Annotated in this window: 18 protein-coding genes; 10 read left to right on the top strand and 8 right to left on the bottom strand. The window is 72.2% G+C overall.

What is annotated here, in order from left to right; translation table 11 throughout:
- Positions 1 to 230: 230 nt before the first annotated feature.
- Genes OG985_RS06710 through OG985_RS06695 form a run of 4 tightly spaced genes read right to left on the bottom strand, consistent with a single transcriptional unit; the run spans position 231 to position 5,216 of the window.
- Positions 231 to 1,253 (bottom strand): DUF5914 domain-containing protein, encoded by a 1,023-nt coding sequence (locus OG985_RS06710; RefSeq protein ID WP_371667293.1) that lies wholly within the window; start codon positions 1,251 to 1,253, stop codon positions 231 to 233.
- Positions 1,250 to 2,278 (bottom strand): phytoene/squalene synthase family protein, encoded by a 1,029-nt coding sequence (locus OG985_RS06705; protein WP_371667292.1) that lies wholly within the window; start codon positions 2,276 to 2,278, stop codon positions 1,250 to 1,252. The genes OG985_RS06710 and OG985_RS06705 overlap by 4 nt, the downstream gene beginning before the upstream one ends.
- A complete protein-coding gene (locus OG985_RS06700) occupies positions 2,275 to 3,816 on the bottom strand; it encodes a phytoene desaturase (RefSeq protein WP_371667291.1) in 1,542 nt (513 codons plus the stop codon). The genes OG985_RS06705 and OG985_RS06700 overlap by 4 nt, the downstream gene beginning before the upstream one ends.
- Complete coding sequence (locus tag OG985_RS06695) at positions 3,813 to 5,216, bottom strand: polyprenyl synthetase family protein (protein WP_371667290.1); 1,404 nt, start codon at positions 5,214 to 5,216, stop codon at positions 3,813 to 3,815. Before OG985_RS06695 ends, OG985_RS06700 begins: the two co-directional genes overlap by 4 nt.
- Before the next feature lie 359 nt (positions 5,217 to 5,575).
- On the opposite strand from OG985_RS06695, the gene OG985_RS06690 reads away from it, so the two are divergent.
- The 5 genes from OG985_RS06690 (at position 5,576) to OG985_RS06670 (ending at position 10,876) form a co-directional block, all read left to right on the top strand.
- On the top strand, positions 5,576 to 6,202 hold the full coding sequence (locus tag OG985_RS06690; protein WP_371667289.1) for a sigma-70 family RNA polymerase sigma factor: 627 nt from the start codon (positions 5,576 to 5,578) through the stop codon (positions 6,200 to 6,202).
- Between the two features lie 256 nt (positions 6,203 to 6,458).
- The gene (locus OG985_RS06685) at positions 6,459 to 6,911 is read left to right on the top strand and encodes a hypothetical protein (RefSeq protein WP_371667288.1); all 453 of its coding nucleotides are present in this window, start codon (positions 6,459 to 6,461) and stop codon (positions 6,909 to 6,911) included.
- 440 nt (positions 6,912 to 7,351) lie between these two features.
- Positions 7,352 to 8,545 (top strand): lycopene cyclase family protein, encoded by a 1,194-nt coding sequence (locus OG985_RS06680; RefSeq protein ID WP_371667287.1) that lies wholly within the window; start codon positions 7,352 to 7,354, stop codon positions 8,543 to 8,545.
- A gap of 43 nt (positions 8,546 to 8,588) precedes the next feature.
- Complete coding sequence (locus OG985_RS06675; RefSeq protein ID WP_371667286.1) at positions 8,589 to 9,320, top strand: methyltransferase domain-containing protein; 732 nt, start codon at positions 8,589 to 8,591, stop codon at positions 9,318 to 9,320.
- A gap of 53 nt (positions 9,321 to 9,373) precedes the next feature.
- Positions 9,374 to 10,876 (top strand): FAD-dependent oxidoreductase, encoded by a 1,503-nt coding sequence (locus OG985_RS06670; protein WP_371674282.1) that lies wholly within the window; start codon positions 9,374 to 9,376, stop codon positions 10,874 to 10,876.
- A gap of 78 nt (positions 10,877 to 10,954) precedes the next feature.
- Here the strand turns inward: OG985_RS06670 and OG985_RS06665 are convergent, their stop codons facing one another.
- The 4 genes from OG985_RS06665 to OG985_RS06650 form a co-directional block, all read right to left on the bottom strand.
- The gene (locus OG985_RS06665) at positions 10,955 to 11,248 is read right to left on the bottom strand and encodes a DUF1905 domain-containing protein (RefSeq protein WP_371667285.1); all 294 of its coding nucleotides are present in this window, start codon (positions 11,246 to 11,248) and stop codon (positions 10,955 to 10,957) included.
- A 60-nt stretch (positions 11,249 to 11,308) separates the two neighbouring features.
- Entirely contained in the window at positions 11,309 to 12,028 is a 720-nt protein-coding gene (locus OG985_RS06660) for a DinB family protein (protein ID WP_371667284.1), read from the bottom strand.
- A 350-nt stretch (positions 12,029 to 12,378) separates the two neighbouring features.
- On the bottom strand, positions 12,379 to 13,176 hold the full coding sequence (locus tag OG985_RS06655) for a VOC family protein (protein ID WP_371667283.1): 798 nt from the start codon (positions 13,174 to 13,176) through the stop codon (positions 12,379 to 12,381).
- A 332-nt stretch (positions 13,177 to 13,508) separates the two neighbouring features.
- On the bottom strand, positions 13,509 to 14,684 hold the full coding sequence (locus OG985_RS06650; protein ID WP_371667282.1) for a cytochrome P450: 1,176 nt from the start codon (positions 14,682 to 14,684) through the stop codon (positions 13,509 to 13,511).
- 302 nt (positions 14,685 to 14,986) lie between these two features.
- On the opposite strand from OG985_RS06650, the gene OG985_RS06645 reads away from it, so the two are divergent.
- The 5 genes from OG985_RS06645 (at position 14,987) to OG985_RS06625 (ending at position 22,100) form a co-directional block, all read left to right on the top strand.
- A complete protein-coding gene (locus OG985_RS06645; RefSeq protein ID WP_371667281.1) occupies positions 14,987 to 16,123 on the top strand; it encodes a LacI family DNA-binding transcriptional regulator in 1,137 nt (378 codons plus the stop codon).
- 372 nt (positions 16,124 to 16,495) lie between these two features.
- A complete protein-coding gene (locus OG985_RS06640) occupies positions 16,496 to 17,881 on the top strand; it encodes an ABC transporter substrate-binding protein (RefSeq protein ID WP_371667280.1) in 1,386 nt (461 codons plus the stop codon).
- Between the two features lie 78 nt (positions 17,882 to 17,959).
- Positions 17,960 to 18,901 carry a carbohydrate ABC transporter permease gene (locus OG985_RS06635; RefSeq protein ID WP_371674280.1) on the top strand — a complete coding sequence of 314 codons (942 nt, stop codon included), beginning with the start codon at positions 17,960 to 17,962 and terminating at the stop codon, positions 18,899 to 18,901.
- A 92-nt stretch (positions 18,902 to 18,993) separates the two neighbouring features.
- Positions 18,994 to 19,869 (top strand): carbohydrate ABC transporter permease, encoded by an 876-nt coding sequence (locus tag OG985_RS06630; RefSeq protein WP_371674279.1) that lies wholly within the window; start codon positions 18,994 to 18,996, stop codon positions 19,867 to 19,869.
- A gap of 47 nt (positions 19,870 to 19,916) precedes the next feature.
- Positions 19,917 to 22,100: a beta-galactosidase gene (locus tag OG985_RS06625; protein ID WP_371667279.1), complete on the top strand. Its 2,184-nt coding sequence runs from the start codon at positions 19,917 to 19,919 to the stop codon at positions 22,098 to 22,100.
- Positions 22,101 to 22,115: the final 15 nt, after the last annotated feature.

Raw genomic sequence — 22,115 nt, 5'->3', positions numbered from 1 at the left:
CGGGCGCTCGCCTCACTTCGAAAGCCGTGCGGCACCGGGCGGTCCGCGTCGCTCAGCGGATCATTCCGTTCGAGGCGATCGAACGGATGCATGGGGCGGACGCCTGCGTGAAGCGTTTCGGAACGGCTGACCTGTGGCGTTCCGCGGCCGGAGTGGGCACCGGTCGCCGAAAGCGCGGCCGCCGCGCAGGACCCGCACGCCCGAGTTCGAGCACGTCACGGGAATCCGCCTCAGCCGGGGAAGCGGCCGGTGGAGCGCAGCTGCCAGCGCCGCTCGGCGTATGCCAGGTCGTCGCGCCACAGGCGTCCGGCGGCGGCCCGCATGAGCGGCCGTAGCACCGGGGCCACCGTGCGCGCGGCGGCGAACCCGCGACGGTCGGAGGCCGAAACGATCGCCTCGATGACGGCTGTCCGCGGCCTGCCCCGGTCGTCGGGGCCGAGGGGGGTGGCATGCGTCTCGACGACGGAGCCCTGCCCCTCGCCCTCCGTGATGTGCATGACGACCGTACGCGGCTCAGGGGCCGTGAACACGGCCCGCACCGGCACGACGAGCCGCCCGGCCAGCTTGAACGAGACGTCGACGGCGAAACCGTCCGCGCCGCCCGCGCCTGTCGCTCCGGCCTCGGGTACGTCGACGACCGTGAGGTCGACGAACGAGTACGGGTGGAACCAGGCGCCGTGCCACGGGTCCAGCCGGTTGGCGACCACGTCCTCCGGTTGGCAGGTGCCGACGCCCACGTACACGGCCGCCAGCGCGTCCGGCAGCGCGGGCCGGACCGGTACCACCGGCGCGTCCAGCGGTGGCTCGCCGCCGACGCCGTCCAGCCGCACCCACACCAGCAGGCCGTCGTCGTGCACGGGCAGCGGTTCCCAGCCCGCGAACGGCGTGCCCTTCAGGGCGAGTCCGTGCCAGTGGCACACGAGCGTGCCGCACCGCACAGGGCTGTCCCGGAGCGGCGCTCCCAGGTGCGGGCAGACACCGGGGCCGGCCACGAGCCCGCCCTCGGCGTCGCGCCAGACGACGACCTCCTGTCCCGCGACGGTCCGCGCGAGGGGCCGGTCGGCGCCGACGTCACGGGTGGCGCCCACGACGTACCAGTTGCCCGAGGGGCGCGCCTGCGCCCGCTTCAGCGCCTGGGCGATCACGGCCGGCCGGGCCTCCCGCCAGGTCGGACGCTGGCGCTCCCAGGGCACCGGGCGCCTGCGCAGCGACAACGGGAAGCGTCCGCGCGGGGCGGAACGGTCGGGGCTCACGCGACCTCCTCATGGACCTGCTCGGGTGAGGGTCCGCACGTCCCGGTTCGCAGCCGCCTCGGGTCCGGGAGCGGGGCTTTCCGGGCGCCGGCACGGGCTCCGGCCCGGGCCGCCGCGACGCGCGCCAGGCCGTCGAGGGCGACCGCGGCGCGGCGCCGGCGGGGGACCACGGCACGCCGGTGCACCACCGCGTACCCGTCGTCGGCGACGGCATCCAGGATTCCGCCGTACAGCACGAAGGCCGTACGGATGCACGGGCGGGACACCGGATCGAGCATCGGGAGTCCCGGCGCCGCCTCGCGGTAGACACCGCGGGTGAGGGCTTCGGCGGCCTTCAAGGCCTCGGTGATGCGCCGGTCGCGGCGGCCGGTGCTCCGGCTCCAGTACAGCAGCTCCCGGTCGACGTCGTGCGCCTTCAGCAGGTCGGCGGGCAGGTAGACACGGCCGCGGTCCAGGTCCTCGCCCACGTCCCGCAGGAAGTTGGTCAGCTGGAAGGCGACGCCGAGGGCAGCCGCGTGCGGCGCGGCCTCCTCGCGCGGTGCGACCGTGCCGAGGACGGGCAGCATCTGCAGTCCGATGACAGCGGCGGAGCCGTGCATGTACGTCCGCAGGTCGTCGTAGGTCGGATAGTCGGTGACCTCCAGATCGCTGCGCATGGACGCCATGAAGTCGATGAAGTGCCGGTGGTCGATGCCGTACCGCCGGGCGGTGTCGGCGAGCGCGAGAACCACCGGCTCGGTGCTGGTCCGGTCCAGGAGCCCTCGTTCCAGGTCCGTGTGCAGGCGGGCGAGGTCCGCCGAACGTGCGGCGGTGGCGACGCCGCTGTCCAGGGAGTCGACGATGTCGTCCGCCCAGCGGGCGAAGCCGTAGAGCGCGTGGACGGCCGGCCGGCGTTCGACCGGCAGCAGCCGGGTGGCGAGGAAGTACGTCTTGCCGTGCCGGGCGTTGAGCCGCCGGCAGCGCGTGTACGCGTCGCGCAGCGCCGGGTCGGTGATGCCCGCCGCGTCGAGTTCGCGGACGGTCATGAGGGCGTCCCTTCCGATGTGGCCCGCGCCCTGCTCGTGCGGGCGGGCGGGCGGGTCGTGCGCCCGGTGACGCGGGCCGCGGCGAGCTTGCCGGACAGCAGGACGGTCGGCACGCCCACGCCGGGCGTGGTGCCGCAGCCGGCGAGCACCGCGTTCTCGGTGCCGCGGACCAGGTTGCGGGGGCGGAACGGGCCGGTCTGCGCGAAGGTGTGGGCCGCCGAGAAGGGGGTGCCGGCCGCGTGGCCCTGGGCCTGCCATTCGGCCGGCGTGACGAGGCACTGCTCCTCGATGGCGGAGCCGATGCCGTCCAGGCCGCGCTGTTCGAGTTCCTTGAGGATGCTGTCGCGGTAGCGCGGCGCCAGGTCGCCCCACTCGGCGGCGTCCGGACCGATGTCCGTGTTGGGGCAGGGGGCGAGGATGTAGTGCAGGTGGCGGCCGGGCGGGGCGAGGCTGGGATCCGTGGCCGTCGGGCGGGTGATGAGCAGTGACGGGTCGCTCATCAGCTCGCCGGTGCGCGTCAGTTCGTCGAAGGTGCGGCTCCACGCGGCGCCGAACGACAGCGTGTGGTGGGCGAGTCCGGGCCAGGTCCGGTCCGTGCCGGCGTGCAGGACGACGGCCGACGGCGAGTGCCTGATGCGCAGGGGACGGCGGGGTGCGTGGCCGAGGAGACGGTAGGCGACGGGCAGGTCCGGGGTCAGGACGACGGCGTCGCACGGAATGCGGTCCTTCGTGGTCACGACGGCGGTGACACGGTCCCCGGAGCGTTCCAGGCGGGTCACGTCCTGCCCGAAGCGCAGGTCGGCGCCCGCGTCCGCGGCGGCGTCCGCCATGGCCTGGGGCACGGCGTGCATGCCGCCGCGCGGGAAGTACACGCCGGCGACGGTGTCCATGTAGGCGATGACCGCGTAGGCGGCCAGCGCCCGCGCCGGCGGGACACCCGCGTACAGGGCCTGGAAGGAGAACACGCGGCGCAGACGCTCGTCACTCAGGTAGCGGCCGATGCGCGCGTCCAGCCTGCCGAAGCCGCCGAGGGCCGCGAGCCGGGCCAGGTCGGGGGTCAGCAACTGAAAGGGGGAGTCGAAGTTGGCGTCGATGAAGTGGCGCATCTGGGCCCGGTACAGCCGTTCCAGCCAGTCGCGCAGCCGCCGGTAGCCCGCGGCCTCACCGGCGTCGGCGAAGCGCTCGATCTCCGCCTCCATGGCTTCCGCGCCGGTGTGCACGTCGATACCGCTGCCGTCGGCGAAACGGGCGCGGTAGGCCGGGTGGAGGGGGATGAGCTCGACGCGTTCGCGCAGGCTGTCGCCGACGGCGGCGAAGGCCTCGTCGGCGAGGTCGGGCATGGTCAGCACGGTGGGGCCGGTGTCGAAGCGGTAGCCGCCGCGCACCAGGCGTCCGGCGCGGCCGCCGGGCAGCGGGTCGCGCTCCACGACGGTGACCCTGCGTCCGGCACCGAGCAGATGCAGCGCGGCCGAGAGCCCGGCGAGTCCGGCGCCGACGACCACGACGTGGTCCGTGCGCCCGGGCAGGGCCTTGGTCATCGGGTGGCCCCCTCGGCGCCGGCGGCCAGCAGCAGCGACAAGGGCATGCCGTCCTCGGAGCCGGACGGGCCGGGCGGGCCGCATGCGCCGGGCGAGCCGGGCGTGCCGGGCGTGCCGGGCGAGCCGGAGGGCCGTCGCTGGGCCGGAGGTGCCCCGGCGGTGGCGTGCAGCAGTTCGCGCAGGCGTCGGCGGCCGTCCGGCTCGAGCACCGCGGTGTCCAGATGGCGCATGCCCTGCGCGACCAGCCGGTCGATCTTCCCCTCGACCGTCTCCCGCGCGCCGGTGGTCACGAGTACGTCCCGGACCTCGGCGAGACCGGCCTCGGACAGGTCGGCGCGGCCGAGTGAGCGCCGTAGCACCGCGAGCGCGTGGTGGTCGTCGGCCGCCTCGGCCCGGGCCCGCGCCACGGCGACGAGGTAGGTGGGTTTGCCGGAGCGGATGTCGCCGCCCGAGGGCTTACCGGTGCGCCCTGGACTGCCGTAGACGTCGTGGAGGTCGTCGCGCAGCTGGAAGGCGATGCCGACGCACCGGCCGGCCGAGCACAGGGCCGTGGTCGTGGCGGCGTCCGCGCCCGCGAGGGCGGCGCCGAGTGCCAGCGGCCGTTCCACGGAGTACCGGGCGCTCTTCAGGCAGGCGGCGCGGATCGCGCGGGCCAGGGAGCGCGACGACGTGGCCTGGCCCTGGATGTCCAGGTACTGCCCGGCGACCATCTCCATGCGCATGGCGCTCCACAGCTCGCGCACCTGCCGCGCGGTGTCCGCGGCCGGCTCGGTGTCGGCCAGTACGTCGTCGGCCCAGGCCAGCGCCAGGTCCCCGGCGAGGATCGCCGCCGCCTCGCCGAAGCGCGTGCCCTGCGGGGACGCGGCGGCGTCGGCGTACTGGGCTTCGACGTCCGTGTGCAGGGTGAGCCGTCCGCGGCGCAGCCGGGAACCGTCCATCACGTCGTCGTGGACGAGGGCGCACGTCTGGATGAGTTCGAGGGCGGCGCCGACGCGCAGGGCGGCCTCCGCGTCGCGGGTGTCGCCGCCGCAGGCGCGCAGCGCCCACCACACGAACTGGGACCGGGTGCGCTTGCCGCCGTCGAGGGTGAAGCGGGCGACGCGCTCGGCGAGGTCGTGGGCGAACACCGGGTCGAGGGCGGTGGCCTGCGCCGTGCGCTCGGCCAGGAGACGGCCGAGGAGGCGGCCCACGGCAGCGGGGACGTCGGCGTCGATGGCGCGGAGGTCGGTCACGTCCAAGGCGGATGGGTCGGGCATGTCGCCTTCGGGTCGGCTGTCGGGGGAGGGGGCGGGGCCCTCGAGGCGCGGGTGCTCCGCGGGGGCCGAGGTCCGCCGGGACGCGCGGGGCGGGCCGGGCGGCGGCCCGGCCGCGTGGTGGTCCTTCGCCTTGCTGGGGCGCATCCCGGTTCCTCTCGTCGTGATCGGAGCTGGCCTCGTCCATACGCATTCCGCGCCGACGGCGGAGTCGGATGCGCCACGCGGTGGAAAGTGGAGCGGCCCGCTTCCGGGCAGCGACCACCGACCACCGCATGACGCCTTAGACGTGTGCCACGCGAGCCGGCATCGCTCACCTGACGACTCGGTTCACATCCGATGCAGAGTCGATGCAAGTTGCCGCATCGATTCATCGCTTCGCATGGTGAGGGGGCCGCAGTCGCTCCGAGCGACCGGCAACCCGGAATCCGCGGGGCGGCTCGGCTCCAGACAGGCGGCCCGCCCCGGAGACGGAACGGACACCGCCCGCACGAGGAGCAGTCACCATGACCGCACGGCAGACCACCGAGCAGACCCTCGAGGACCTTCCGCTGTGGGCTCCGGCCGAGGAGTCGCTGGCCGACGAGGAACTCGCGGCGGGCTTCGTCGCGGGCGACGACGCCTGCCTGGCCGCCGCCTACCACCGGTGGGGCGCGCTGGTGTACACCCTGGCGCGGCGCTCCCTCGGGGACGCCCGGGAGGCGGAGGACGTCACGCAGCTCGTGTTCCTGGCGGCGTGGCGGGGTCGCGGCGGCTTCGTACCGGAGCGCGGCACGCTGTCCGCCTGGCTCGTCGGGATCACCCGCCGCAAGATCGCCGACGCGTTGTCCGCCAGAACCCGTAGGGCCGAACTCGTCGCCGCGGCCGGATCCCTGATGTCCGTTCACGTACAGGAGAACGACTCCCAGCCGGACGCCGTGCTCGACCGCGTGCTCGTCGGCCACGAACTCGCGAAACTTCCCGCCCCGCAGCGCCGCGTCCTGAGTCTGGCGTTCTACGACGACTTGACGCAGACCCAGATCGCGGATCTGACCGGCTGGCCGCTGGGTACGGTCAAGAGCCACGCCCGGCGCGGTCTGCACCGGCTCAGCTGCTGCCTCCGCGAGGACGGCGTCCTTCGTCACCAGAGGTAACCCGATGCGAAAACGATGCGGTCGCACTGCTGCCCGATCGCGTCGGTCGCATCGGACGACGGGGCCGTTCGGGGTGCTCGTCACCCGGTCGTGCATCCGAACGGGCGGCTCGCCCGTGAAGGAGTGATGGCAAGGCTCACACCCGGACAGCGAGACCCGCACCCCGGAACACTGCCCGGCATCCGTCACGGCGGGAGGCGACGCGAGGTGTCGACACCGCACGTGACGGGGCCGAGTGGACGTAGAGAGGCGACGCATGACCGAACCCGGGGCGGCCGCTCACATCCCTCCCGACGAACTGGCGGCCCACGCCCTCGACGGCTCGCGGACGCCCTGGTCCCCGGAGGAGGCCGGGCACCTGCGCCTCTGCGGACCCTGCCGCGACCGGCTCGCCGCGCTCGAACGCGCTGCCGAGACGGGCAGGCACACCTACCCGCACGAGACGCTCGCCGGGCCGCCGGCGCACGTGTGGGACGCGATCCGCACCCAGATGCGCGCCGAGCGGGCGCGGTGGCAGGGGGCCGCCGCGTCCCGCCCGGCGGTCCGACCGTGTCGGCGGCAACGCGCCGCGCGAGGCCCGCGCGGTACGGGGAGCCCGGACGACGAGGGGAAACCGCGGGGGACGTGGCTCGTCCTGGTCCGGATTCTGGAACGGCTGGGGTCCGTCGCGGTCCGCTTCGCGCGCCGACACGGCGGACCAGAGGCGTAGCGCCGCCACGCCTGAGGCTCTGCTTCTGCCTTTGCCCTTGCCTCTGCCTGTCTCTGCCTGCCCCTGCCCGTCTCTGCCTGCCCCTGCCTGCCCCTGCCTCTGACCGTCTGTCGGACGTCCCATGTCGACACCCCCCCCGGGCGGGTCACGGTGACGGCTTGTCACGTGGCTCGATCTCCGCGGGTCCTGCCCCCCCCGCGGGACCTGACCCCCGCGAGTCCCGAACCCGCGGGTTCCAGCTGCGCGCGTCCCGGCTCCACCGGCCCCCGGCCCGCGGGTCCCGACCCCACCGGCCCCGGCAGGCGCGCGCCCGGCCGTGCGCGAGTGCGACGAAGTCCATCGCGCGGCCGACTGCCCAGCGTGGCCTGCATCCGGAAGGGCACACGAGCAGGAATGCTTCCGACAGCGCGCGTGGGGACGCGCGGAAGGAGGAGACGCTCGTGCTCGAGGCGGACGTGGCCATCGTGGGCGCGGGAGCCGCGGGACTGTCCCTGGCCCACCGTCTGGCCTGCCCCGCGCCCGGGACACGCCGGCTGTCGGTGCTTCTGGTGGACGCCCCGCCGGGCCCCCTGCGGCCGCCCCGACGTACGTGGTGCTTCTGGGAGCGTGGCCGCGGAAGATACGACGCGGCCCTGACCGCCGCGTGGCGACACCTGCGGGTGCACACCCCGGACGGCCGGATGATCGAGGACGACATCGCGCCGCTGCGGTACAAGATGATCCGCTCCGACGACTTCGAGGACCTGATCGGCCACGACCTCGCGCGGAGCGAGGAGGTCCAGCGCCTCCAGGCGACCGTGGAGACGGTAGAGGGCATCACCGAGGGCGCCCACGTCCACACTCGCGCCGTCGACGGACGTCCGCTGACCGTACGCGCCCGCTGGGTCTTCGACTCGCGGCCGCTCGGCAGTCTCCCGGCTGCCCGCACCACGCTGCTGCAGCATTTCCACGGCTGGTTCGTCCACTGCGACCGGCCGGTCTTCGACCCCGGCACGGTCGAGCTCATGGACTTCCGGACGCCGCAGCCGCCGCGCGGCCTCTCCTTCGGCTACGTCCTGCCCACCGGCGGCCGGCAGGCGCTCGTCGAGTACACGGAGTTCTCCCCCGAGGTCCTGTCCCGGCAGGGCTACGAAGCCGCGCTGCGTCACTACACCGAGGACGTTCTCGGCCTCACCGGCCTCGAGGTCGTCGGGACCGAGACGGGCGTGATCCCCATGACCGACGCGCCGTTCGCCCGGCAGACCGCGCCGTCGGTCTTCCGTATCGGCGCGGCCGGCGGCGCGACCCGCCCGTCGACGGGCTACACCTTCGCCGCCGTGCAGCGTCAGACGCGGGCCGTCGCGAGCGCCCTGGCGGCGGGGCGCCGTCCGCTGCCGCCGCCCGCTCACTCGGCACGCTCCCGCGCCATGGACGCCGTGATGCTGCGTGCCCTGGACAGCGGCCGCGTCGACGGCGCCGACTTCTTCGCGCGCCTGTTCACCCAGGTGCCGATGGAGCGGCTGCTGCGCTTCCTCGACGGCCGCACCCGGCTCCACGAGGACCTCTCGGTGGGGATACGCACCCCTGTGCTGCCGATGCTCCGCTCCGCCGCGGAACTCCCGTACCTGCCCCGCCGCCCCTTTCCCGGACCGTGACCGCCGCGCGGAGGTGGACCGTGCCCCCGTTCAAGGAGACCGAATGACCCTGCTGCGCGACGCGGACCTGGCCGCCGCGTTCGACCACGCCTCTCGCACCTACGACACGCTGGTGGCCGCCAACCCCGGCTACCACGCCCATCTGCGCCGCTCGGCGCGCCGTCTCGGTCTGCCGGACGGTGGGAGCGGCATGCGGGTGCTGGACCTCGGCTGCGGTACCGGCGCCTCGACCGCCGCCCTCGCCGCCGTACTGCCCGGGGCGGAGATCACCGCGGTGGACGCCTCCGCCGGCATGCTGGAGAAAGCGGCCGCGAAGTCCTGGCCGGACAACGTCACCTTCGTGCACGCCCCGGCGGAACGGCTGGCGGAGAGGGGCGTCGGGGGCCCGTTCGACGCGGTGTTCGCCGCCTATCTCTTCCGTAACGCGGCCGACCCCGAGGGCGTCCTCGCGACCGTACGCGACCTGCTGGCGCCGCACGGGCGGCTCGCGGTGCACGAGTACACCCTCAGCGGCCGGCCCGCCCACCGCGCGGTGTGGACGGCGGTGTGCGGCGGCATCGTCCTGCCCGTGGCCACCGCCCTCGGGGACGGAAGGCTGTACCGCCATCTGTGGCGCAGCGTCGTCGAGTTCGACACCGCCGACGAGTTCGCCGCACGTGTCGGGTCGGCCGGGTTCGACCGCGTACGGCTGTTGCCGCTGCCGGGCTGGCAGACCGGCATCACCCACACCGTCGTCGCCAGGCGCGCGGTCCTCGGCGCGGCCGGTGACCGGTGAGGGCCTCCGAGCGGCAGAACGCGGCCCGGCGCGGCCGGGACCGGCGCGCCCGGATGCTGCCCGCACGGCCCGGGGCGCCGCGGGTCGGCGGTGACCGCCCGCCGACGACCGCTGTCGTGGGCGGCGGCATCGCCGGCCTTGCGGCCGCGACCGCCCTGGCCGAGCGCGAGGTGCGGGTCACGCTCTACGAGCGCGAACCGGCCCTCGGCGGGCGTCTGGCCGGCTGGCCGGTGAACCTCAACGACGGCAGCGCGGTGACGATGAGCCGTGGCTTCCACGCCGTCTTCCGCCAGTACTACAACCTGCGCGGACTGCTGCGTCGGACCGACCCGGGGCTGGAGCGTCTGACGGGCCTCGCCGACTACCCACTGCGTCACAGCGGGGGACTGAACGACAGCTTCCGCCGCGTCCCGCGGACCCCGCCGTGGAGTGCGCTCGGATTCGTCGCCCTCAGCCCCACCTTCGGTGTCCGCGACCTGGCCCGCATGAACCCGGTGGCCGCGCTGCCTCTGCTCGACGTCCGCGTGCCCGAGGTCTACGAGCGTTTCGACGCCGTCAGTGCCCATGACTTCCTCGAGTCGATCCGGTTCCCGAAGGCCGCGCACCATCTCGCCTTCGAGGTGTTCTCCCGCAGCTTCTTCGCGGATCCCCGCGAGTTGTCGGCCGCGGAGATGGTGCTGATGTTCCACATCTACTTCCTCGGCTCCGCCGAGGGACTGCTCTTCGACGTGCCCGACGAGCCCTTCCCCGACGCTCTGTGGGAACCCCTCGGCGGATATCTGCGAGGCCACGGCGTCGACGTACGCACCTCGACGGCCGTCGAGCACATCGCGCCCACGGATGACGGCGGCTTCGTCGTGGCCACCGGGGACGGGGAGCGGCGGTACGACACGGCGGTGCTGGCTCTGGACACGGCCGGTCTGCGGTCGGTGGTCGGCCGCTCCCCGGAGCTGGCCGAAGCGCCGTGGCGCGAGCGGGTGGGCCGGCTGCGCAACGCGCCCCCGTTCCTGGTCACGCGCCTCTGGCTGGACCGGCCCGTCGCCCGCGACCGCCCCGGCTTCCTGGGCACCAGCGGCTACGGCACCCTCGACAACGTCAGCGTGCTGGAGCGCTGGGAGGGCGAGGCGGCCCGCTGGTCGGCGCGCACCGGCGGCTCCGTGGTCGAACTGCACGCCTACGCCCTGCCGGAGGGCGCGGCCCGTGACGTGGAGGAGAAGCGTCTCGTCGAGCAGTTGTACGCCGTGTACCCGGAGACCCGGGAGGCGACGGTCGTCGACGAGCGGCACGAGTGGCGGGCCGACTGCCCCCTGTTCCCGGTCGGCGGATACACCGACCGGCCGACGGTCCGCACCGGTGACCCGGGCCTGGTGGTGGCCGGCGACCTGGTCCGTACGGACCTGCCCGTGGCGCTGATGGAACGCGCGGCGACCAGCGGCTTCATGGCGGCCAACGCACTGCTGGAACGCTGGGGGGTCCGGGGCCAGACACTGTGGACCGTGCCCGACCGGGGCTACAACGCCGCGCTGCGGGGCTTGGCGCGATGGGGGAGGAGCTGACCGGTCAGGCGGTAGGTGGTGCGGGTGCGCGGTGCCGCATGAGCAGCCGAACGTGCCGCCGTACGACGGAACTCGAGCTCAGGGCTGGAGACGGACCGTCATCCGCACCGACACGTCGTCGCCCGCGGAGACGCTGTGCGTCTTGCGCACAGCGGCCTTGAGTGGCAGCAGGTAGCCGCCGTCCTTGGGGAAGAGCGAGGTCCGGAAGGCGACCTCACCGATCCGAGCCTCCACCGGGATCACCCCCCAGCCGTAGGTGGCCATCGCGGCCACCTCGCGGATGTCGGCGGACTCCTCGTCCGGAACGGGAACGAAGAAGTACGGCGACGGCCCGCGCCACTCGATCACCCGGCCGGAAAAGGCGAACTCCACGAAGTCAGTCTCCTTTCCGGACGCGGGTCTGATCGCTCTCGACGAACATCTGGTCCTGGCCTACGCGGGAGTGGCGAAGCGGGCCCGCCACAGGTCGCGGAGCAACGCGATCTCCGCCATGTGGTGGATGAACTCGAGGTTGGTTCCCGACAGCACGTCGAGGAACGAGTCCTCGGCGTGGGAGCCGTACGGGTACTGCGAGAAGCCGACCGTGTCGAGCTGCTTCTCGGTGACGGTGGCGACGCTGTCGCGCCAGCGGTCGATCACCGCCCAGAACCGCTCCAGCGTGACCGAGGCGGAGGGGGAGAAGTCGACCATCAGCTTCGGGTCCTGCCGCCGTTCGCCGAAGGCCCACTCCCACCCGCCCGCGAATTCGAAGTGCAGGTGCCCCAGCCGCCACGCGATGGTCGTGACCGGCGGTGCGTCGGGCTCCGCCACAGCGGTGCCGGCGAGGATCTCCTCGACCCGCTCGACACCCACGCTCCAGTCATCGGCGATCTTGGCTACGGTCATGCCGTCGGCGGCCTGCCGGGCGACCTCGGCGTACTCGTTGGCAGGGATGTCAGGGTTGCCCAGGTCGAGCACCCACTCGCCCGGTCCGAACGCCCTGGGCGTCGCCGCCTCGCTCCGCCGCCGGATCGACCAGCAGTCGGGTACCGGCTCCCACAGGTACTCCTCGTCGCCGAGTCCGGTCAGCCTGACCTGGGCCATCTCCCTGGCGCGGTCGAACTGGTCGAGCAGTAAGCCCAAACGGTCGGCCCCTGTGCCCTCGCTGCTCATGCCCGGCTCCCCTCGCGATCGCGCCCCGTACCTCACTGCGCTCAGCGGAAGATAACGGCGCGGTTCACGGAGCGCCACCGATTTTCCTGGGGGTCGGAACCGGGTCAGCAGGCCCAGGAGGGCGGGCAGGACGTTCACCTGCCGAGTCCGCAAGGCGACCGCAGCGTCGAGCGGCAGTCGGCAGTCGCAGTGGGCAGTGGGCAGTCGGTAGTCGGTAGTCGGTAGTCGGTAGTCGGGCTGACGGTCGAGTTCGGAGTCGCATCCGCCGGGTGCCGCCGTCAGGCCCTGGAGGAGCCGGCGGCGCCGGCCCGATCGACAGTGGACCGCACGTCGGCCCGCCCCGCCGAAGCTCAGCCGCGCACCGGGGTGAGCACCACGAAGTCCGCGTTCGACGGGTCGAGACAGACGGCCAGCCGGCCGACACCCTCCGCGTCGTCCGGCCCCATCTGCACACTGCCGCCGTTCTCGGTGACCTTCGCGACCGCGGCGTCGCAGTCGGTGACATTGAAGACTGGGTGCCAGTACGGCCGTCCGTTCGTCAGGGCGAGGTGCTCCGTGGGAAGTTCCATGAGGCCGCCCTGCATGCGTTCCTCGGGAAGCCCGGCGGGGGTGATGAGGGTGTACGTGCCCCCGCCGCCGGGCAGTTGCATGTCGCTGAACTGCCAGCCGAAGACGGCACCGTAGAACTCCTTCGCCACGGTGGCGTCGCTCGTGTACAACTCCGTCCAGGACAGCGAGCCCGGCTGGTCCACGAGTTCGACGCCCTTGTTCGTCCCCGGCTGCCAGACGGCGAACTGGCCGCCCAGCGGGTCGCTGTACTGCGCCATACGGCCCCAGTCGTCGAGGTCCATCGGTGCCAGCCGCACGGTGCCGCCCGCGCGCTCCACGGCCTGGGTCGTGGCGTCCGCGTCGGTGACGTTGTAGTAGATCATCCAGGCCGAGCGCGCACCCGCCTCGGTGAGCTTGCCGAGACCGGCGACGATCTTGCCGTCCTTACGGAACATGCCGCCTTCCATGTCCTCCGCCTGGCCCATGGACTCGTACTCCCACCCGAACACCGCACTGTAGAAGGCGGAGGCGGCGCGGACATCGGGAGCACCGAGGTCGAGCCAACACGGGGAACCGGGGGCGAACTCCGAGGTGATCATGACCATGACTTCCTTCCGCGGGCCGAGTCTGTGCCCAGCCTGACACCGGGCACGTGCCCTCGCCCGTCGGTCGCTTCCGAGCGGGTGACGCGGAACAGCCGGATGAGCCGGCCGAGGTGGGCAGGCCACCGTCCTCGGCGTGACTCCGCCGCGGGGCCGTCCGCCGACCCGAGACGGTACGTCACGGTGGTGCTGCGGGCTCTCGGTGACGGCCCGGACCTCGCCGCCGCCCCGTGCCCGTCAGGTGACCGACGGGCACGGGGCGGGTGGACTCGGCGTCAGAAGATCGAGGCGGGCCAGGTGCCGACCACGGCGAGGATGACGTTCGGCAGTCAGGAAGGTCTGTCCCACAGCACCTGCAGGGTGGGGGGCTTGCGGAAGACCAGACCCCGCGGGGTGGTGGGGTGGTTCGCGTCCAGGCGTAGGCGGGGGAGGCGTTCGAGCAGACCCTTGAGGGCGATGCGTGTTTCCAGGCGTGCCAGATGTGCGGCGAGGCAGTAGTGCGGGCCGTGGGCGAAGGCCAGTTGGAGACGGGCGTTCTCGCGGCGGACGTCGAACCGGTCGGGATCCGGGAAGACGGCAGGGTCACGGTTGGCGCCCGTCAGGGAGACGGTGACCAGGTGGCCCTGGCGGACCGTGGCCGGTCCGAGGACTGTGTCGCGGGTGGCGTAGCGGTCCACGACCGCCGCACCGGGCTCGAGGCGCAGCGATTCCTCGATCGCACCGTCCAGCAGACCGAAGTCGGCTCGCACAAGGGCGAGTTGGTCTGGATGAAGCAGTAGGTGCAGCAGCGCGTTCGTGATCATCGCCTCGGTGGTCTCTATGCCGCCGAACATCAGGACCGCGGCGTTGGACGCCACCTCGGGTGCCGTCAACTGCCCAGCAGCGGAGACGAGGAGCGAGGCGGCGTCACGGTCGGCGACGGTGGCTTCCACAGCGGCCCGTAGCCGCGCGTACGCCGCGGCGCCGGCACGACCCGCCGTATGTCCCGCGGTGATGTCCGAGACCGACTGCACGATGGCGTCGTACCAGGAGAGGACCGTGTCCGCGGTGGTGCCGACCAGTCCGAGGGCCTTGGTGACGACGGCGACGGCGAGCGGTCCGGCGAAGGTACGTCTCAGTTCGACGGCCCCCGTCGGCTCCAGCGCGGTGATGAGCCGGTCGGTCTCCCGCTCGATGAACGAGGCGAAGCCGTCGTGCACCTCCCGGGGGCGGAAGGGGGCGGTGAAGGGCTCGCGGTGTCGGGTGTGTTGGGCACCGTCCAGGGACAGCATGCTCGGTCCGACGACCTGTGCGGTGGAGAAACGGGGGTCGTCGACGGTGAAGGTCGTGGCGTCCCGCATCACGCTCAGCGCGAGGTCGCGACGGGTGACCAGCCAGCCGCCCAGCTCGGGCAACCAGGACACCGGCTCCTGAGCACGCAGCAGGGCCAGTCGCGGATGCGGATCCCGGGCGAGTTCGGCGAGCGTCGTCGCGGAACCGAGCGGGAAGGCGCCGACGGTGCTCACGGCGCACTCCTGCCGGGCATGGGGAAGCCGATCACAGGACCGAGGCTATCAATGGGTGCGAGGGCGCCCCTCCTCGGAGGTGGGCATCGCCCCACCCCCACCCCGCCACGCCGTATGTACTGATCGTCACTGCCGGGCACCGGCCACTCATGCGGCCGTTGTTCACGCGTCTGTTTCCAGAGATGTTGCGCAACCCCTTGACGCGCAACCTTCCGCTGCGTAGATATGTCTGCGCAGTCATGGCAGCGCAGTCATACGAGGACTGGTCACGTTGCGGACTGCCGGAGATCAGGAGACCCCGCATGGCACGACTGGCCGGCCGCAGCGCAGGTGCCCCACCGCGCAGCACCGATGTGGCGCGTCTGGCGGGCGTCTCGCAGAAGACGGTGTCCCGGGTCATGAACAGCGAGCAGTACGTCTCCGCCGACGTGCGGCGACGTGTCATGGAAGCCGCCGAAGAACTCGGTTACCGGCTGAACCACGCGGCACGGGCGCTGGCCTCCGGGCGGACCCGGTCCATCGGGGTGGTGACACTCGGAACAGCCCTGTACGGACCTGCCTCGCTGCTGATGGGCGTCGAGCGGGCCGTCCGGGACACCGGCTACGCGCTCCGCGTGGTCAACACGTTCGAAGGCGACACGATGGGCATCGCCGGTGCCGTCAACTCACTGCTCGACCAGGGCGTGGACGGCATCGTCATCTCCGAGCCGATCGACGAGGAGGACGGCGACAACCTCTCCGTCCGCGTCGACGTGCCGTTCCTCGTCCTCGGCGCGCCGCCGCCCTTCGTCGCACCCCGGGTGGTGACCGCGGGGCTCGTCGCCCGTCAGCTGGCCCGCGCCGTCACCGAGCACCTGCTCGAACTGGGACACACGACCGTCCACCACCTCGCCGGTCCCCAACGCTGGTACGCCGCAAGGGACCGCCTCGAGGGATGGCGGGCGACGCTGGCCGCGCACGGCAGACGCGAACCGTCTGTCATCGCGGGCGACTGGTCGGCGGCCTCCGGCTACACGGCCGGTCGTCGACTGGCCGCCGACGACAGCGTGACCGCCGTCTTCGCAGCCAACGACGACATGGCCATCGGCCTGATCCGCGCGCTGCTGGAAGCCGGCCGACGCGTACCGGAGGACGTCAGTGTCGTCGGTCTCGACGACATCCCCGTCGCCGCCTACGTGTCTCCTCCCCTGACGACCGTGCGACAGCCGTTCGACGCGACGGCACAGGACGGCCTCAAGCGCCTCGTGCACGCCATCGAGAACCCGGACGCGGACCCGATCCCGGTGCACGACCCGCCGGTCAACCTGGTCGTCCGCTCATCTACCGCATCCCCGCCGAACCGGACGACCCCGTCCGGCAGATCACGGTCTGACGCGCCGGATCACGGCCTGACGCGCTCGATCACGGCCCGACTCGCCAGAACCCCGCCCCGAACATGAGGGAAGACCCACCCGCACCTCGTCAACTGCTCTGACCTCCTTCAACACCTGCACCTGAGTGCGCGAGCCGACCCACCCGCACCTGGTCGGCGCACCTCCCACTCACCACCAGCGCCGTGACCCGGGCGGCCCCCTCGAGCCGCTCACCGCCCAGGCCCGTGCCCCGCCTCACGCCTTCGCCGGCGCGAGCCCCCCCCCCGCAGCCCCAGCCCCAGCCGACGAGCGTGACGTGCTCGGCCCCGAAATACGCGGCACACATGCGCACCCCGCCGTCCTCGCGCAGCTCGTCACGCCCGAATCCCTCTCCGGGCATTCCACCCTGCACGCCGTCACCCCATGCGCCGATCCCTACGCCCCTCCGCGGAGTTCACCATGTCCAGATTTCTCGCCACCCCCTCCTCAGCCGCGTTGAGCCGTCGTGGCTTCCTCGCCGCGACCGGAGCCCTGACGCTCGCGACCACCCTGTCCGCCTGCGGCGGAGACGACACGGGCGGCGGCGCGCCCGCCAAGCGGGTCAGTCAGGCCGACATCGACAAGGCGATGAAGACGCCCACCGAGCTGACGTTCTGGACCTGGGTCCCGAACATCGACAAGGAGGTCGCGCTCTTCCGGCAGAAGTACCCGGCCATCAAGATCAAGGTCGTCAACGCCGGCCAGGGCGTGGCCCACTACACGAAGCTGCGCACCGCGCTCAAGGCGGGCAGTGGTGCCCCGGACGCCGTGCAGATCGAGTACCAGGCGATCCCGACGTTCACGATCACGGGCAGCCTGCTGGACCTGAGCCCGTACGGCGCCACGGCGCTGAAGAACAAGTTCGTCGACTGGACGTGGGGGCAGGTCAGCGGCCCGAAGGGCGAGGTCTGGGCGATCCCCCAGGACACCGGCCCGATGGGCATGCTCTACCGCAAGGACATCTTCGACCAGCACAAGATCGACGTGCCCGAGACCTGGGACGAGTTCGCGGCTGCGGCCCGCAAGCTCCACAAGGCCGACCCGGACGTGTATCTGACCAACCTCGCGGCGAACGAGGCGGCCGCGTGGCACGGTCTGCTCTGGCAGGCGGGCGCCAGGCCCTACGTGACATCCGGCAAGAGCAACATCGCCATCGACGTCGACGCCCCCGCCTCCCGGATGCTCGGCCAGTTCTGGGGCGACCTCGCGAAGGAGGGAGTCATCGGCACCGAGCCCGACTTCGCCGACTCCTGGTACGCGGCGCTCAACAAGGGCAAGTACGCCACCTGGATCACCGCCGCGTGGGGTCCGGCGTTCCTCTCCGGTTCGGCCAAGGCGACCTCCGGTCACTGGCGGGCCGCGCCGTTGCCGCAGTGGGACTCCGCCAACCCGAGCTCGGGCAACTGGGGCGGCTCGACGACCGCCGTCACCAAGGACAGCAAGAACCCGATCGCGGCGGCGCTGTTCGCCCAGTTCCTCAACAGTGACCCCGCGAGCGCGAAGATGTTCGCCACCGAGCAGTTCTTCTTCCCCGCGACCAAGGCGCTCCTCACGGACGCCGAGTTCGTGGGGAGCGCGCCGTCCTTCTACGGGGGCCAGAAGGTCAACCAGGTGTTCGCCGACGTCAGTTCCACGCTCAACTCCCGCTTCCAGTGGCCGCCGTTCCTCGACCAGGCGGCGACCGACTGGACCGAGACCGTCGGCAAGTCCCTGGCCGACCGTACCGACACCGTCCGCGCGCTCGGCGCCTGGCAGTCGCGTCTCACCGCCTACGCCAAGACCCAGGGTTTCACGGTCACGACCTGACGGTTGGCCGGGTCCCGCGCCGCGGCGCGGGACCCGCCCGTCCCACCAGCACACTCCACTCCTCAGAAAGGCCCGATGATGACTGCCACAACCGCGGCCTCCGCCAAGGGCCGGCGCCGAGACGGGCCGGCGCGCCCCCGGCGCGGCGGCACGCGCCGCCGCCGGTCGGCAGGGCCGTTGTTCGTCGCACCCTTCATGGTGCTGTTCCTCCTGCTCTTCCTGGCTCCCCTCGGTTACGCGGCCTACCTCAGCCTCTTCCAGGAACGCCTGATCGGCGGGACGGCCTTCGTCGGGTTCGACAACTACGTCCGGGCCCTGAAGGACCCGCAACTCCTCCACGGTGTCGGACGCGTCGCGCTGTTCTTCGCGATCCAGGTGCCCGTGATGCTGGTGCTGGCCCTGTTGTTCGCACTCGCTCTCGACAGTGGTCTGCTGCGGCTCGCCCGCGTGATCCGCCTGGGCATCTTCATTCCCTACGCCGTCCCCAGCGTGGTCGCCGCGCTCATGTGGGGCTACCTGTACGGCCGGGACTTCGGACCGTTCGCCCAGATGAGCCGGAATCTCGACCTGCCGGTCCCCGACTTCCTCAGCGACGGCTGGATGCTGGGCAGCCTGGCGAACATCGTGACCTGGGAGTTCGTCGGCTACAACATGATCATCTTGTACGCCGCCCTGCGCACCGTTCCGCAGGAGCTGTACGAGGCGGCCGGGATGGACGGCGCCGGTGCCTGGCGGATCGCCTGGTCGATCAAGCTGCCGGCACTGCGATCGGCGCTCCAGCTGACCCTGCTGTTCTCCGTGATCGGCAGCTTCCAGTTGTTCAACGAGCCGAACCTGCTGATGAAGATCGCCCCGGACGTGATCAGCAGCTCCTACACCGCCAACCTCTACGCCTACTCCCTCGCCTTCACCGGCAACCAGGTCAACTACGCGGCCACCGTGTCCTTCCTCCTCGGCCTCGTCATCGTGATCGCCTCCTACGCCGTCCTGCTCACCGCGAACCGCAGGAGGACCGCGTGACGACCTCCCCCAAGTACTCGGCCCCACTCGCCCAGGGGGCGCCCCCGGCCCCCACGGCCAGGAGTACCCCGACCGCGGAGCACGCTCACTCCGTGCCGCCGAAGAGGCGCCGGCGCCGCGTCCGGCGCAGCACCCCGCTGACGATCGCGATGCTGGCCGCCCTGGCCTACTTCCTCCTGCCGCTGCTGTGGCTGCTGATCGCCTCGACCAAGAACACCCAGGACCTGTTCAACACCTTCGGTCTGTGGTTCTCGCACACCCCGCAGCTGGTGACGAACGTCAGGGAGACCTTCACCCAGGACGACGGCGTCTTCGTGCACTGGCTGCTCAACACGGCCCTGTACGCGGGCGTCAGCGCCTTCGGGGCCGCGCTGCTCGCGGCGGCCGGCGGATACGGGTTCGCCAAGTTCCGGTTCCGCGGCGACGGGGCCGCCTTCAACCTCGTCGTGGGCGCCGTCATGGTTCCGGCCACCGCCCTGGCGATCCCGACCTACCTACTCTTCGCGAAGGCGGGCCTGGTCAACACCCCCTGGGCCGTCATCCTGCCCTCCCTGGTCAATCCGTTCGGCCTCTACCTCATGCGCGTCTACGCCGAGGACGCCGTCCCCGACAGCCTCCTGGAGGCCGCCCGCATCGACGGGGCCGGCGAGGTGCGGATCTTCTTCCGGATCGTTCTCAGGCTGCTCGGTCCCGGCCTGGTGACCGTCCTGCTGTTCACGCTGGTGGCGACCTGGAACAACTACTTCCTGCCGCTGATCATGCTCAACGACCCGAAGCTGTACCCGATCACGGTCGGTCTCTCCTCCTGGGCCGCGCGGGCCCAGAACGGCGGCGGGGGCGCCAGCAGCGACATGCTCGCCCTGGTCGTGACCGGCTCCCTGATCTCGATCGTCCCGCTCGTGGTGGCCTTCCTGCTGCTCCAGCGGTACTGGCAGAGCGGGCTGGCCGCCGGCGGCGTCAAGCAGTAGCGGACCCATCCCTCACCTCACTCCCTTTCCCTCGGAGGTTCTTCTTCATGGCGGCCCTGCCTGCCCGTGTCCTCTTCGGCGCCGCGTACTACCACGAGTACACGCCTGCCTACGACCCCCAACTGCGCCCCGACGAACGGCTGAAGACCGACCTCGACCTGATGGCCGAAGCCCACTTCACCGTGATCCGGGTCGGCGAGTCGGTCTGGTCGACCTGGGAGCCGGAGAACGGCCGGTTCGACCTCAACTGGCTCCAGCCCGTGCTGGACGGCGCCCACGAGCGAGGCATCTCCGTCGTCATCGGCACGCCGACGTACGCCGCGCCGCTGTGGCTGGCCCGGCAGTATCCGGAGATCACCGCCGAGTCCTCCACCGGGCAGCGCCTCGGCTGGGGCGCCAGGCAGGAGATCGACTTCACCCACCCCGCCTTCCGGTTCCACGCCGAGCGGATGATCCGCAAGATGGTGGCCCGCTACGCCGACCACCCGGCGGTCATCGGGTGGCAGGTCGACAACGAGCCGGGCCTGCACCTCTTCCACAACCACGGTGTCTTCCAGCGCTTCGTGGACCACCTGCGCGACAAGTACGGCGACGTCGAGACCCTGAACGGCGAATGGGGCCTGGTCTACTGGTCGCACCGCCTGTCGACCTGGGCCGACCTGTGGACGCCGGACGCCAACGAACAGCCCCAGTACGACGTCGCCTGGCGCGAGTTCCAGGCCCGCCAGGTGACCGAGTTCATCGGCTGGCAGGCCGACATCGTGCGCGAGTACACGCTGCCCGGACAGTTCGTCACCACCTGCATCTCCTACACCCGGCAGGGCGTGGAGGACGACGAGATGTCGGACCGCCTCGACATCGCCTCGGGCAACCCGTACTACGACATGCAGGACGGCCTGCTGCTGCCCGACCCCACTCCCGACACCCACGAGCAGAAGTGGAAGACCACCGGCGTGTGGTCGATGTACCAGACGGCGGACTGGATGTTCTCCTCGCGTCAGGAGCCGTTCCTGGTCACCGAGACCAACGCCCAGAGCATCGGCTTCGCGTGGGACAACCGGCCCGGCTACGACGGCCAGTGGCGGCAGACCGCGTGGGCGCTCGTCGCGCGCGGGGCCCGGATGATCGAGTACTGGCAGTGGCAGACCCTGCGCTTCGGCGCGGAGACCTACTGGGGCGGCGTCCTTCCGCACAGCGGACAGCCCGGTCGTACCTACGCCGAGATCGCCCGGCTCGGCGCGGAGTTCGACACCGTCGGCCCGCTCGTCGCCGGGCTGGAGCCGGACGCCGACATCACGATGGTCTACTCGATGCCGAGTAAGTGGCTGATGCAGAAGTACCCGCCGCTCGCGACCGCCGACGGCCAACCGGACCCCGCCGCCTACCACCGCGTCTTCGACCCCTTCTACCGCGGCGCTTTCGACGCGGGCCGCCAGGTGCGGGTCGTCCATGCCCGGCAGCTGCACGACCCGAGCGGGCAGCGGGAGGGGATGACCCCAGAGGAGGCCGTACGGCGCCACCCCGTCCTCGTCGCCCCGGCCCTGTACGTCGTCGACGACGCCACGCTCGACTGGCTGGAGGCCTACGCCCGAGCGGGCGGCCACCTGGTGCTCGGCCCGCGCACCGCCTACGCCGACCACGAGGCCCGGGCCCGCCACGAGCCGACACCCGGACGTCTGGTCCCCGCCGCGGGAGTCCGGTACGACGAGTTCAGCAACCTTCACGGCGAGGTCCCGGTCCGAGCCGTGTCCGGCGGCCCGCTCGAGGTGCCCGCGAACGCCACGGCGACGCAGTGGATCGAGGGCCTCACGGTCGTCGACGCCGACGTCCTCGCCGGCTACGAGCACCCGCACTTCGGCCGTTGGCCGGCGATCACCACCCGCCGCCACGGCGAGGGACGCGTCACCTGCGTCGGCACGGTGCCGGGCCGCGACCTCGCCCGGACGCTGGCCGAGTGGCTGGCCCCGGCCGCGACCAGCGGGTGGAGCGACCTCCCCGCGTCCGTCACCGCGACCACCGGCACCTCACCCGACGGACGTCGCGTCCACATCGTCCACAACTGGAACTGGGAGCCCGCGAGCGCCCCCGCACCGGTGGACCTCACCGACGCCCTGACGGGCGCCTCCATCTTCGCGGGCTCGGCGCTGGACCTCGGCCCCTGGGACGTACGCGTTCTCGTCTCCACCGGCGCCGCCCCGGCGCCGGCCCCCGAAGCCTCCGACCGATCCTGATCCATCCCCTGAGGA

The organism is Streptomyces sp. NBC_00289 (genome assembly GCF_041435115.1).
Taxonomy (GTDB): domain Bacteria; phylum Actinomycetota; class Actinomycetes; order Streptomycetales; family Streptomycetaceae; genus Streptomyces.
The sequence above is the reverse complement of the archived record's forward strand: the minus strand, read 5'-3'. Positions and strand labels throughout refer to the sequence as shown.